Here is a 13,319-nt window from a genome sequence, read left to right on the forward strand (position 1 = left end):
ACCTCCTCCGCTCGGAACATCGCGGCGTGGACGCCGCATCTCGAACATAGGACAAGCGTGTTCTGAAATCAAGGACGGACGTTTCGAATAACAGAACACATGCTCCCCGTTCCGTCAGGCTCAGTCGCCGATGCGGCTGAAGGGCTGAGGCGGAGGAAGCGGCGACGCGGCTCGGGGCACGGCGACGCCGTCGTCCCGGGACGGTTGAGGGTCCCGGGACGACGGCGGTCAGGCGCGGCGTCCGGCGTCCGGCCTAGACCATCGCCCGGTCGGCCGCCTCGTCGGCGGGGGCGAGGGGCCGGGAACGGCTGCGGCGGGGCTCCTTGAGGCCGAAGGCCGGCAGGACGGCCACCAGGTAGGAGCAGGAGGTCGCGGCCATGACGATCTTGCGCCCCATAGGCCCCGGCCGACCGCTCGAACCGTGGTGACATGCCGACGCCGCCAGACCTGTCCAGGGTGGTGATGAGCCGTGGGCCGACAGGACGCCCGTTCCCACTCGCCCACCGCACACCGGAGGCAGCGACGGTTGCAGGGCGCCTGTGGATTCGAGGCTCGTGGATCGTGCCGCCGGGAGCAGCGCGGGCGCCTGTCTGCCCTCCCGCGCCAACCGGCACCGCCCACGGCGGAAGCAGGCCCGGCCATGCGGCGACCTCACATTCGCCCGACGGTCGCGGCCCTCGCGCCGAAGGCCATCACCCCGGCCGGGACCGGGGAGGAGACGGTGCGGCCCCGCTGCGACGGAATCCGTGAGCGGCACACGGCAAACGGGATGGATCGGAAGCAATCTCCCACTCCACCCCGTCCACGACGGCGGCAAGGCCGCCACCGAGCGGCTTCGTCAGCGCCCGGTGACGCTCGTCCGCCGGCTCGAGGCGCCCGGCCTCAAGCAGCAACCCGCCTGTCACCGGCGTCGGCAGGCTGCCACGGGCGCACCAGCACGGCGAGCGAGAGCAGCGCCCCGGAGAAGACGGCGAAGCCGAGCGAGCCGCCGACCGGCAAGCGGCGCCTGCCGATGCTGTCGCTGGCGGGTCCGCAGAAGACCTGTCCGACGACCAGGCCGATCAGGAAGGTCGTCATGGTGAGCTGGAGCGCGGAGCTGCTGGTGCCGAGGGCGTCCCCATGGAGGGGAAGCCCGGGTCTTTCCTCGGCAGCCGGCGATCGAGGCACGTCTGCTGTCCGGTCTGGGAGAACAAGGACCGGCCGTGCTGCGCGCGCTGGACGCCCTGGTGGACGCGCTGCACGACCGGCGCGCCGGCGACGGCGAGGGGTGAGTCGCGAAGCGCCGTCACCTCGTGTCGTCGCGTGGTTCCCCGTCCCGTCGCGGGCGCGGCCGGGTGGAACGCTCCCCCGCTCCTCGCCGGCTGCCCGCCTCGCGGCGGACGTCGCGTGCGCCGCCGGTACTCAGCCGGCGAGTTCGAGCGCCCCGGTGATGCGGGCGGCCGCGTCGCGGACCAGGTCCAGAACCTCGGGAAGCCGCTCCGCCGGAACCCGCCGCTCCAGGGCCGCGATGCTGATCGCGGCGGTGACGACGCCCTGGGCATCCCTCAGGGGTGCGGCGATGCCGAGAATGTAGTCATCGAGCTCGCCTCGGGACACGCAGTAGCCGTCCTCGCGGATGCGCTCCAGGCGGGCGGTCAGCTCCTTCACGTCGGTCAGAGTGTTGGGGGTGAACCTGGCCAGCGGCTCCCTGGCGAACAGTTCCTCCGCCGCGGACGGCGGCAGCCACGCCAGCAGGACGAGCGCGGACGCACCCGCGTTGATGGGCAGGATGCTGCCGCGCTCGTAGGAGATGCGAGCGGGGTGGTCGGCCTCGGACCGCTCCAGGCAGATGGCATGGCCCCCTACCCGGCGGGTCAGCAGGACCGTCTCGCCGGTGCGGTCCCGTAGTTCGTCCATGACCGGCAGCGCCACCTCGGACAGTCCGTAGGCGCGGCGGGCCAGACGCGACAGTTCCAGGATGCGCGGCCCCAGACGGAAGCCGCCCCGGGGGTTCTCCTCCAGGAATCCGCCCGCGATCAGACTCTGCACGTAGCGGTAGGCCGTGGAGCGGGCCGTGCCCAGTTCCGTCGCGATCTCCTGCCCGGAGAGCGACAGGCGTGCGTCCGAGAAGAGATTGAGGATGTCGAGCGCGCGGTCCGCGGTGGAATTGCGCTCGCGGTAGTTCCCGGGACCGCCGGCGGGCTTCTCACCATCACGTCCTGTCATGCAGGACACTGTACCGGCATGTCGGATGCGTGTGATGCTGTGACCGGAACGGAGCTCGGCCGCCGGTATCGCACGACCACCGGGCGACGGAGCGGGAAAGGCGGAACGGTGTCGGACTGGATCAGGAACCTGAGGCCCGAGGGGCCCGTCCAGGCGCCGGCCAGCGCTGCGGAGACGATCGCCGAGGCGACGCGCGTCGTGGGACCGGAGGTCGTCCAGTGGGCCGTGCAGCTGGCGGCGCGCATCGACAGGGACGTCTCGCGAAGCGCCCGGGAAGATCCGCAGTTGTGGCTCACCGGACGGGAGCGCTCCGCCTGTGAGGCGTCCCTGCTGACGGCGCTCACGTCCCTGGCCTCGGAGGGGGGCCAGCCGCGGGCCGCGCCGGAGGAGGCCGTGGCCCACGTACGGCTGGCGGTTCGCCAGGGGGCCCCGGTCACCGGGGTGCTGCGGGTGGTGTGGCTGTCGCACACCGCCGTACAGGACACCCTGCTGGACGTCCTCACCGAGTCCGCCGGCGGGCAGCCCCCGATGTCGGAGGTGCGGCGGCTGGCCTCGCGGCTGCTGGAGTTCGTCGACCTGCTCGCCCGCGAACTCTCCCTGTCGTATGAGGCCGAGCAAGAGGCCTGGCAGAACAAGGTGTCGGTGTCCCGTCGACACGTGTTCGACGACATCCTCGCCACCGGGCGGGCGCCGCAAGGGGCGGAGGAAGTCCTCGGCGTGCGTCTGGCACGCCGCCACGTCGCCGGGGTGCTGTGGGCGCACGGCCCGGCGCAGCAGTCGTCGTCCGCCGACCCCCTGAGCGCCTTCGCCCACCAGGTGGCCGCGGAGACCGGGGCCGCGGGGGTCCTGACCGTGGACAGCCCCGATGGCACCGCGACGGTGGTGTGGTCCTTCCGGGCAGAGGAGAGCGACCCGGTCCGCCGGATCCGCGACGTGGTCGCTCCCCCCGGGCTGTGTGCGGCGATCGGCCCGGCTGCGGCCGGGAGCGGGGGGCTGCGGGTGAGCGTCCTGGGCTCGCGGCTGATGCACCGGCTCGGCCGCCGGGTCGGGGGTGTGGGCCGATGGTTCTACGACGGCACCGCCCTCGCGGCGCTCGCCGCCACCGCCGACGACGACACCCGCCGCTACGTCCAGCACGTCCTGGCGGGCCTCACCGACCGGGACAGCAGATCCGCCGCCATCCGCGAGACGCTCCGCTCCTACCTGGAGCATGGGGGAAGCCGCCAGTCCGCGGCCCAGGAACTCTCGCTGGCGCCCAACACGGTGGCCTACCGGGTGCGGCAGGCCGAGCAGCGCCTGGGGCGGCCGGTGACCGAGCAGCCGACGGACACCGTGGCCGCCCTCATCCTGTCCCGGGAGTGTCCCTGGGCCCTGGAGCCGGAGCGGCTGCGCTGACGGATGCCTCACCCCCGCGCGCCGGACGGGTGACGGCACTGCGGCACAGCGGCGGGGGCAGGCCGGCGGGCAGGCCGGCGGGCAGGCCGGCGGGCAGGCCGGCGGGCAGGCCGGCGGGCAGGCCGGGGTGCCGCGCACCAGCTGTGCGCGGCACCCCGGCTCGGAAAGCTGCCTTCAGCGAACTAGAAGGGGTAGCGCTCGATGTCGCTCTGAGCGGTGATCCACTGGACCTCGGAGAAGGTGTCGAGGCCGGCGTTGCCGCCGAAGCGGCCGCCGGTGCCGGAGGCCTTCGTGCCGCCGAACGGCGCCACCGCCTCGTCGTCGACGGTCTGGTCGTTGATGTGGACCGCTCCGGACTCGATCCGGTCGGCGAGCTCCCATGCGGCGAAGGGGTCGGAGGTCAGAACGGCCACCGACAGCCCGTACTCCGAGGAGTTGATCAGCTCGATCGCCTCGTCGACCGTGTCGTAGGCGACGACCGGGGCGACGGGGCCGAAGACCTCCTCGGCGAACGCCGGGGCGTCCAGCGGCACGTCCGTCAGCACGGTGGGCCGGTAGAACAGACCGTCGTAGGTGCCACCCGCAGCGAGGACCGCGCCCGCCTCCACCGAACGCGTCACGATCGAGTGGACCTTGTCGCGCTGCCGCTCGTCGATGATCGGGCCGAGCGGGTTGGCCGGGTCCGTCGGGTCGCCCACCGGGATGTGGGCGGCCTTCTCGGCGAGCTTCGCCGCGTACTCGGCCACCTGCGAACGGTGCACCAGGTGGCGGCCCGTGGTCATGCAGATCTGCCCTTGGTGGAGGAAGGAGCCCCAGGCTCCCGCCGACGCCGCCGCGTCCAGGTCGGCGTCCGGCAGGACGAGCAGCGCGTTGTTCCCGCCCAGCTCCAGATGCACCTTCTTCAGCAGCGGCGCGGCAGCCGTGGCGATCGCCCGGCCGGCCGGGGTGGAGCCGGTGAAGGAGATGCACGGCACGTCGGGGTGGGCGACCAGGGCCTGCCCGACCTCGGCGCCGCCGGGCAGCACGTGCAGCAGACCGGCCGGCAGACCCGCCTCCTCCAGTACCTCCGCCAGTGCCAGACCGCCTGACACCGAGGTGCGCGGGTCCGGCTTCAGGACCACCGCGTTGCCCGCGGCCAGTGCCGGCGCCACCGAACGCATCGCCAGGATCGCCGGGAAGTTGAAGGGGCTGATCACGCCCACGACGCCGAGGGGTACCCGGCGCACCGCGGACAGCCGGGGCTTGCCGCTGCGCAGCAGCTCGCCGTAGGGCTGGGAGGTGAGCGAGGCCGCCTCGGTCAGCTCGGAGACCACCAGCCCGACCTCGAACGCGGCCTTGCCCTGCCCCGACCCCGACTCCGGCACCAGCCAGCGCAGCACCCGGTCCGGGTCGGTCTCCAGGAGCGCGGCGGCCCGGACGAAGACGCGGGCTCGCTCCGCGTAGGTGAGGCGTGCCCAGGCCCGCTGGGCCACCCGGGCCGCCGCCACCGACTCGTCGAGGTCCTCGGCGGTGGCGTTGCCGATGGTCGCGATCGTCTTCCCGGTGGCCGGCGCGGTCACATCCAGCGTGCCGCCGCGGGCGTCCCGCCAGGAGCCGTCGAAGATCTTGCCGTGCCAGCGGGGCGCGGCAGAGGGGTATGCGGTCATGATGTGTGTCCTTCGGCGAGGTCTGGTCAGGAAGCCGGGTGGGCAGTGTCGGCGGCCGCGGCGGCCTTGTCGAGGCCGGCCTGGTCGGCCCAGTTGCCGTGGAAGCCGAAGGGGACGCGCACCGGGAGGAGCACCCGGGCGATCGGCTGGGAGTCGAAGGACGCGGCGTCGTGGATGAGGAGTTCGGACAGTTCGGTGTCGCGGTTCCACCACAGGGTGAGGAGGTAGCCGTCCTCCTCCCGTTCGGCACCCGCGCGGGCCACGAAGACCGGCTCGCTCGGGTTGGTCAGGGCGCCGGGCCCCTCGATGACGAGGGTGTTGCCCGCGGTGAAGTCGTGCCGGGCGAGGCCGTCGGTCATGGTGTCGGCGGCCAGCGACCGGGTGGTGGCGAAGTAGCCGTACTGCTGCGGCTTGCCGAGGAAGTCGTCGTTGATCTTCGGGAACTCGCCTGCGACTCCGCTGAGCTGCCGGTTGGTGACCTTGCCCGTGGTGGTGTTCACGCGCCACTGCCAGGAGTGGGCGGGCGGGAACCACTCGTGCGAGGAGACCGGGGTGCCGAGCCGGGAGGCGGGGTTGCCCAGGCGGGTGATGCGGTGGCAGTCGACGACCACCTCGTCACCGGTCTCGTGGGCGTTGAAGAAGTGGGTGGGGGCGGAGGTGTCGCCCGCCTCGTGCCAGGTCACCTGGCCCGTCCGGCGGTCGAGGAGCACGATCTGGGTGCCGTGCGGGAGCACGGACTCGTCCCAGACGACGCCGGGCAGGCCCTGGGCGATGAGGTCCAGACGGAACAGGTTGGGCGCGACCAGGAAGATCGCGTAGTGCTCGCTGACCGCGAAGTCGTGCATCAGGACGGGGACGCCGACGTCGATCGCCTGGCTCTCGACCACCCGGCCGGTGCGGGCGTCGGCCCGGTACCAGGTGATGACCGGGCCGGTGGCGGCGAAGAAGAGCATGTCGCCGGTGACCGGGTCGATCTTGTAATGGGCGGTGCACAGGACGTCGATGCCGCCGTGGAAGTCGTGGGTGCCGTAGGTCTCCAGCGTCTTCGGGTGCATGCGGTAGGGCAGGCCGCCCTCGAAGTACACCAGCAGGTGGTCGTCGAAGATGCCGACATTGGTGTTGGCGACGTTCTTGGCCGGCGGGGCGCCGTCGGGAAGGCGTCCGGGGGTGCCGCCGTTGACGAACCCGCTGTAGACGGCCTCGCCCTTCTCCACCTCGAACTTCATGGAGTCGGTCAGCACCCAGCTCGTGCGGAAGGCGGCCTTGCCGTCGCGCAGGTACACGCCGGCGACCATCCCGTCCCCCTCCCACCAGTGGTAGCGGTCGGTGTTGCGGGGCTGGAAGCGCGGGTTGGACGAGATGCGGAAGAGCGCGCCGGCCAGATCGTCGGGAATGCGACCGATCACCGGCAGATCGTAGCCATGGGTCTCCTCGTGCCAGGGCGCGAAGGGGCCTTTGAGGAACTTGTTGTCGGTCGGCCAGTTCTGGGAGGGGCCCTGCGGCGCGGGCGCCAGGTTCATGGGTGTCGTCGCGACGACACCGGGAGGACGGCTGGTCATGGGGGGGCGCCTTTCGTGCGTGGCGTCGGTCGCTTGCCGCGGCCGGCGGAGTGTCGTGTGTCGGGGGGAGCCCGGTCAGCGGCTCAGGACCGGGGTGTGCCCGGACGGATCCCGTGGTTGCCGGGAGAGAGGATTCCCGCGGGGTCCAGGGCGTCCTTGAGACGCCGGTGGAGGCGCGGCAGCGCGTGGTCGTTGAAGTCGAAGCCCGCGGCGACCTTCTCCGCGAGCATCGGGTGGGCCCGGTACTCGCTCCAGCCGCGTTCCGCGGCCTGGTCGCACAGGCGGGTGACGGCTCGGCGGGCGGCAGCGGCCTGTGCGGGGTCATCGATGTCGAAGAGGACCATGCTGACGCCGACCAACGAGCGGGAGGTGGCGATCCAGGCGAAGCCGGCCACCAGCCCTTCCTCGGCCAGTGCCTGCTGCACCATCCGCTCGTGGTCGGCGGCGGCCTCGCCGGTGAACGGGAGGACCGGGGAGAAATCGAGGTGGCCGAGCCGGTCGCCGAAGTGTCGCTTCATCACGTCGAGCAGGAACATGTTGGGGATGCCGGCCGGGACGAGATCGTGCGGGTGCACCTCGTCCGCCGTGGCGCTGCCCGGGTAGCCGCGCAGATCGACGGTGACCCCGGGAAGGTGCTCGACGGCCTTGCGCAGCGCCGCTTCCCTGGCCCGGACCAGTTCGGTGCCACCGTAGAACGACACCCGTGCGTTCCAGCGGCCGGGCGGGAACGCGGCGCACAGCTTCTGCTGAGGCGAGAGGCCGGTGGTGTCGTCGGTGAACTCGGGCCGTCCGCCTTCGGGTTCGGGGGAGCTCGTGATGAGCGGGAGTCCCTGGATCGTTCCGTCGAGCATGAGGGGGGCCAGCGCGTCGATGAGCGCCTCGACGTCCTCGTCCCGGTGGCAGATCACCGAACCGGTGGTGAACGTCTCCGGCTCGGGCATCAGCCAGACGCCCATCTTGGTGACGATGCCGAAGTTCGACTGCATGAACAGCGAGTCGAGCGAGGGTCCGAAGCCCCGCTTGTGCCGCTGCCACAGAGGGCTGTCCGTGATGCCGCCCATGCCGGTGCGGACGATGTCGCCGTCGGCCAGGACGACCTCGAGGCCGCACACCGCGGCGGCGTGGTCGCCGTTCACCGTGTAGCCGTAACCGTGTTCCATCGCGTTGCCCACGACGCTGCCCCAGCCGAGGTCGGGCACCGACATCCAGAGTTTCAGGCCCCGCCGCTTGATCTCCTCGTACAGGTCGAAGAAGCGGACGCCCGGCTCGATCAGGGCGTAGCCCGCACGCTCGTCGATCTCCAGGATCCGGTTCATGCGCCGGAGGTTCACGACGATGGCGCCGTTGTCGGCCGGAGCCGACCCGCCGTAGCCGAAGTTGCGGCCGGTGGACGACGTCCACAGGTGCACGCCCAGCTCGCCGGCGATCCGGACGACCTGCTGGACCTCTTCGGTGGACGAGGGCTGGACGACGAAGGAGGGCTGGAACCGGCTGCGGTCGCCTCCCGCGTAGGGGTCCCGGAACTCGTCGATCTGCTCGTCGGAGGTGAGGACCGCCTCCGGGCCCAGCGCCGCCACCAGACGCTCGCGCGCTTCCTTGAGCGCGGTCTCGCACTCGGGCGCACCGGCATGGAAAGTCATGGGTTGCTCCACTTCCGCGAAGCACTACGTCGAGCTTCGCTGGACACATCCTGTGGCGTAACACCGTCGTGACGCTCCAGTGCGGGACGACAGGATCGCGACCGTCTTCTGTCGCCCGGAGGCGAGACCGGCCAGGACCCCGTCGCCTGACCCGACCAGGGAATACGGCTCCAGCCTGGTCTCGCCGCGCGTCCCGCCGCGCCGGAAAGGGGGCTGCGTCACGCCTTGACGCCACCGGAACGACGTGACTTCATGTCCTGCGGAGCGCACCGCAGCGGCGACATCGGTTCACCGCGCTCGTCCGGCTCGACCAGCGCCAGCAGGGCCGGCCGATCAGCAGTCGTCGCTGCCGCTCATCCAGTGCGGGAACAACACCGCACATCTGATGGCGAGTTGGTTACGGATCTCGTCCGGGATGCGCACACCACATCAACGAGCCATGGGACGGGATGCAACACCTTGATGCTCTCGAGCCCTTTGGGAGAACGCGGTGACTGTGGCCACCGGGCCGAAGATCTCCTCGGTCGCGTTGCGCATGTTGCGGGTTTTCGGCCACCTGAGCGGAAGAGGCTGAGGGACGAGCTCAACGCACTGGGAGTGCGGGAGGCGAGGAAGTAGCCGGGGGAGGCCGCTGGCGGAAGCGATCACCCCGCCTGGGCAGAGGCGACGGCACACACGGAGCGCGCGGCGTCCAGCGGCTCCTGCATGCCGACCGCCATGCGGGCGAATCCGGTGCCCCGCCAACCGGCACACCGCGTCATTCCGAAGGAATGCGAAACTCGAACTCGGGACGGTCCCACGGCACGGCGGGCGGGTTCGCGAACGCGGTCCCGGTCCGCACCGCACCGACGCGGTGGTAGAAGTCCTCGGCGGGAAGATGCGACACGACCTTGAGACGGTCGAGCCCGGCGGCTCGGGCCTCGGACTTCATGTGCGCCACGAGCAGCCGTCCGATTCCCCGTCCTTGCACTTCGTCGGCGACGAACAGCAGGTCGAGCTCCGGTGGAGCGAGAACGAGCGAGTAGAACCCGAGGACCCGGCCTTCATGCTCGTCGGCGCCGACGGCCACAAAGGCGCGGTGGGCCTCGAGGTAATCAGGACCGACCCGATAGCCCGCGACTGCGGCTGCGTACTTGCCCTCGTAGGCACCTGAGCCACGCACGAGCCGCGTGAGCCGTTTGGCATCCCGCGCGACGGCCCTCCGTATCGTGATCGGCTGGCTGATCGGAGAAGGGCGTGAACTCATCGGAAGAGTATTCCGCACCGGGGAATGCCTTCGTACGGCGGGTCGGCTGCTCGGGCAGACGTTCCTGCACCGCTCACGGGAACCGCTCGCCCAGGCCCCGATCGGCCACGTCACTGCCGCCGAATCGGCCGCCCGCAAGCGGCCGCGGGACGCCCGAACCGATGCGGCGGAGCTGGAGAACGGTACGCGGTGGCCGGCCGGGGCGCCTCCGCGTCGGGATCGGCGTCCACGACCGGAGCCGTGAGGAAAACGCCGACTCTGCGGGCGGCCTCGCCCTCCGCGCGGAACCGTTCACGGAAGTACGGGTCGGCCGCCAGTTCGGATCGGGCCACCTTGACCGCGACGGCCCGACCGCCCCGTGAACGGGCGGGGTGGACCGTTCCCCTGCCGCCCGCGCCCAGTTCTCGCTCGACGGTGCAGGCACCGATCCGCCGCGGCAGGTCCGCGCCGTTCTCCCTCGCCTGCACGCCTCCCCCCGCGCACGCTCACCCGTACGTGACGCCGTCCGGTGCGCCCCGGCCGATCTCCGGTCCCGCGTATCCGTCCAGCAGCGTGGACGAAGACACCGCCCGGCAGTCCGAGGAAGCCGGTCTCAGCCGCCGCGCCGCACCCGGGCCGCCTTGCGGGCCTCCGCGAGCTTGCGGGCCTCGCTGCTCTTGCGGGACGACGACCTGCCACCGGAACCGCTCTTCGCGTCCTTGGTGCTGCCCAGGCCGCCGAACGGGACGTTGTGATTCTTGGGGCGGGGTACGGCCGGCCCGCCGTCGAGAGGCTTTCCAGAGGGGGCCTTGGCGCCGGTGATCCGGCTCAGCTCCGCCTCGCCGGACCGCACTTTGGTGACCTTGGGGGCGACATCGGCGTCCGCCATGACCTGGCTCGTCTCGCGGCGCTGTCCCGACAGGACGAGTGTCACGACGGTGCCGGAGCGGCCGGCCCGGGCCGTGCGGCCCGCGCGGTGCAGATAGTCCTTCGGGTCGGTGGCCGGGTCGACGTTGACCACGAGGTCGAGGTCGTCGACGTGCAGGCCGCGTGCGGCGACGTTCGTCGCCACCAGCGCGGTGATCTGCCCGTTCTTGAACTGGGCCAGGGTCCGGGTGCGCTGCGGCTGGGACTTCCCGCTGTGCAGGGCGGCGGCGGCCACACCGCTGGCCCGCAGATGCCGCGTGAGCTGGTCGACGCCGTGCTTGGTGTCCAGGAACAGCAGGACGCGGCCGTCCCGGGCGGCGATCTCCGTGGCCACGGCGTACCGGTCCGGGCCGTGCACGACGAAGACGTGGTGCTCGATCGCGGAGACGGCGCTGGACGAGGGGTCCACGGAGTGGACGGCGGGGTCGCGCAGGTAGCGCTGCACCAGCTGGTCGACGTCGCGGTCGAGGGTGGCGGAGAACAGCATCCGCTGCCCGTCGGGACGCACCTGGTCCAGGATCCCGGTCACCTGCGGCAGGAACCCCATGTCACACATCTGGTCGGCCTCGTCCAGGACCGCGATGCGCACCCGTCCCAGCCGGCAGTCCTTGCGCTCGATGAGGTCGTGCAGCCGGCCGGGCGTGGCGACGACGATCTCGGCGCCGTCCCGCAGCACGGCGGCCTGCCCTCCGATGGACACGCCGCCCACCACGGTCGCGAGCCGCAGCCGCAGCGCCTCGGCGTACGGGGTGAGCGCCTCACCGACCTGCTGCGCCAGCTCCCTGGTGGGCACCAGCACGAGCGCCAGCGGCTCTTTCGGCTGCGCGCGCTGCCCGGCCGTCCGGGCGAGCATCCCCAGGCCGAAGGCGAGCGTCTTGCCGGATCCGGTGCGGCCCCGGCCCAGGACGTCCCGTCCCGCGAGCGCATTCGGCAGCGCCGCCGCCTGGATGGGGAAGGGCACGGTCACACCCTGCTCATCGAGCGCCCGCAGGACCTCGGCCGGCAACCCCAGCTGGGCGAAGGACACCGCCGTGGGCACGGCCGAAGTGGCGCCCGACGCCTCGGACACATCGTCCTGCTGCCGGGCATCGGCACATGTTGCTTCGCTCACAGAGAGCCTTCCTCCGAAGGGACCGTACCGAGGAAGGCGCGGCAGGGACGCGGCCGCCGACCGGGGACGCCCAACGGAGCACCGACACAGCGACACAGCAAAAGCGCAACGTTAGCACGGGGCCCACCGTCCGGGCCTCCCGTGCCGCGCCGCTCAGCCGGGAACGACAGCCGGACCTGCCCGTGCGGAGCCATGTGGTGCCCCAGGGACACTCCCGGCATCGGCGCCCAGCGCGGCCCCCGCCGCCAAGCTCCGGACCAGGAGCGGACCAACTTCGCTTCTCCTCCGGCGATTTCGCTCATTTCCTCGGGTCAGCGGCGGATTAGGCCGTATACCACCAGCAGACGAAGAACCTGCTGGTGTCGTACTCGCCGAAGAAGCCCGGCTTCTTCCAGACGGATGAAGAAAGGCTCCTGACCTGGGCTTTCACCCGTCAGGCGCCTGTCACCCAGCCCACCTCGATGCTCTGACCGGCCCGGCGGGCGCACTCGGCCGGATCCACTCTGGAGGAGAGCCAGAACGAGATCCCGGCGTGCCGGAGATCGTAAGGTCGCTTGGCCAGGCGAGAAGCGCGCTCAGAACGAGTCAGGACGTACTCCCGGGCCCGCGCCCACGTGATGCCGTAGGCGGCAGCGTCCACCGTAGTTGCCGGCCTGGTTCCGGAAGGGCCGACCGTCAGGTGCCGTTCGGTGAAACTGCTGTCACGACCGGGGTAGTTGTAGTGGCGGGCCCAGCGGGCCGGTGCGTCGCAGATCATCTCGCATGAAAGACCGCGGACTGCCGGCGGGGCACCGCCGGGTCTTCGCAGGGGGCAGTGGTCAGCCTTGCCGACGGAAGTCCAGCATGCAGAAGACCTTGTCGTACCGGCGTTCGCCGACGGCGACGAAGCCGGGCAGGCGGCCGTATTCGGTGAAGCCCAGCGACCGGTAGAGGTGCAGGGCGTTGGTGTTGTCGCCACGGGCGTCCAGGGTGAGGACCTCGATACCCGTCTCCCGGGCGTCAGCGATCAAGGCGGCGGCCAGCGCCCGACCGACGCCACGACCCTGCGCAGCAGCATCTACCGCGATCTTCTCCAGATCGGCGTGTGGCCGATGAGTCGGCCGGGCGTAGCGGAGCCAGTACCCCAACCCGACCAGCCGACGCCCAAGGTAAGCGGCACGCAGGGCCGCATCCCCGGCCCGCACCGCAGAGACGACCTGCCCGAGAAGTTCCGCCACCTCGTCCCGCGAGGGTGGATCGACCCAGCCCAGCGCGGCACCCCCACCGACCAGATCCGCCAGGATCTGGTGGGCCGACTCCGCGAACCGGACCTCCAGCTCCGGATCGGACGTCAGCTCCATGACGTCAAGGATGGCGGGCTCAGTGGTCACACCGCTGGTCATGGTCGGCAGCATAGCCCGGCCCGACGCGCCATCGAGCCGCCGCACACCACCGGCTCGGCGGCCCGATCATGCTCGTCCGGGGCAGCCTCAGCCGCCGACGTCACGCTCAAGGAGCGGCGAGTGGTTCCTGGGGTCGCCCCGTACGGGCCGCTGCCGGTGGGGCGGCAGCGGCACCGCGGCCCGCCAAGGGGAGATGGGCACGCGGTAGCCGTACGGGAAAGGCCGTCGG

10 protein-coding genes and 1 pseudogene are annotated in these 13,319 nt (G+C 71.6%); 1 reads left to right on the forward strand and 10 read right to left on the reverse strand.

The window, feature by feature from the left end; all coding sequences use genetic code 11:
- Positions 1 to 253: 253 nt before the first annotated feature.
- The 3 genes from ACZ3KJ_RS19065 to ACZ3KJ_RS19075 all read right to left on the reverse strand — a co-directional run bounded on the left by ACZ3KJ_RS19065 (position 254) and on the right by ACZ3KJ_RS19075 (position 2,205).
- Positions 254 to 397, reverse strand: a complete 144-nt coding sequence (locus ACZ3KJ_RS19065) for a hypothetical protein (protein WP_467528317.1) — start codon at positions 395 to 397, stop codon at positions 254 to 256.
- A 485-nt stretch (positions 398 to 882) separates the two neighbouring features.
- Positions 883 to 1,167, reverse strand: coding sequence for an MFS transporter (locus tag ACZ3KJ_RS19070; RefSeq protein ID WP_467528319.1), 285 nt, complete (start codon positions 1,165 to 1,167; stop codon positions 883 to 885).
- A gap of 234 nt (positions 1,168 to 1,401) precedes the next feature.
- Positions 1,402 to 2,205 carry an IclR family transcriptional regulator gene (locus ACZ3KJ_RS19075; protein WP_467528321.1) on the reverse strand — a complete coding sequence of 268 codons (804 nt, stop codon included), beginning with the start codon at positions 2,203 to 2,205 and terminating at the stop codon, positions 1,402 to 1,404.
- A 108-nt stretch (positions 2,206 to 2,313) separates the two neighbouring features.
- Between ACZ3KJ_RS19075 and ACZ3KJ_RS19080 the strand changes: the two genes are divergently transcribed.
- Positions 2,314 to 3,600: a PucR family transcriptional regulator gene (locus ACZ3KJ_RS19080; protein WP_467528323.1), complete on the forward strand. Its 1,287-nt coding sequence runs from the start codon at positions 2,314 to 2,316 to the stop codon at positions 3,598 to 3,600.
- Positions 3,601 to 3,782: 182 nt separating this feature from the next.
- On the opposite strand, the gene ACZ3KJ_RS19085 is transcribed toward ACZ3KJ_RS19080, so the two are convergent.
- The 7 genes and pseudogenes from ACZ3KJ_RS19085 to ACZ3KJ_RS19115 form a co-directional block, all read right to left on the reverse strand.
- Positions 3,783 to 5,246, reverse strand: coding sequence for an aldehyde dehydrogenase family protein (locus ACZ3KJ_RS19085; protein WP_467528325.1), 1,464 nt, complete (start codon positions 5,244 to 5,246; stop codon positions 3,783 to 3,785).
- 26 nt (positions 5,247 to 5,272) lie between these two features.
- Complete coding sequence (locus tag ACZ3KJ_RS19090; RefSeq protein WP_467528327.1) at positions 5,273 to 6,805, reverse strand: carotenoid oxygenase family protein; 1,533 nt, start codon at positions 6,803 to 6,805, stop codon at positions 5,273 to 5,275.
- An 83-nt stretch (positions 6,806 to 6,888) separates the two neighbouring features.
- Positions 6,889 to 8,445 carry an FAD-binding oxidoreductase gene (locus ACZ3KJ_RS19095; RefSeq protein ID WP_467528329.1) on the reverse strand — a complete coding sequence of 519 codons (1,557 nt, stop codon included), beginning with the start codon at positions 8,443 to 8,445 and terminating at the stop codon, positions 6,889 to 6,891.
- A 757-nt stretch (positions 8,446 to 9,202) separates the two neighbouring features.
- Positions 9,203 to 9,691, reverse strand: coding sequence for a GNAT family N-acetyltransferase (locus ACZ3KJ_RS19100; protein WP_467528330.1), 489 nt, complete (start codon positions 9,689 to 9,691; stop codon positions 9,203 to 9,205).
- 182 nt (positions 9,692 to 9,873) lie between these two features.
- Positions 9,874 to 10,131, reverse strand: a pseudogene (locus ACZ3KJ_RS19105) (serine/threonine-protein kinase); the annotation flags it as partial.
- Positions 10,132 to 10,283: 152 nt separating this feature from the next.
- Positions 10,284 to 11,666: a DEAD/DEAH box helicase gene (locus tag ACZ3KJ_RS19110; protein WP_467528612.1), complete on the reverse strand. Its 1,383-nt coding sequence runs from the start codon at positions 11,664 to 11,666 to the stop codon at positions 10,284 to 10,286.
- A gap of 860 nt (positions 11,667 to 12,526) precedes the next feature.
- Positions 12,527 to 13,090 carry a GNAT family N-acetyltransferase gene (locus ACZ3KJ_RS19115; RefSeq protein ID WP_467528332.1) on the reverse strand — a complete coding sequence of 188 codons (564 nt, stop codon included), beginning with the start codon at positions 13,088 to 13,090 and terminating at the stop codon, positions 12,527 to 12,529.
- Positions 13,091 to 13,319: the final 229 nt, after the last annotated feature.

This window comes from Streptomyces sp. NPDC003248 (assembly GCF_055563235.1).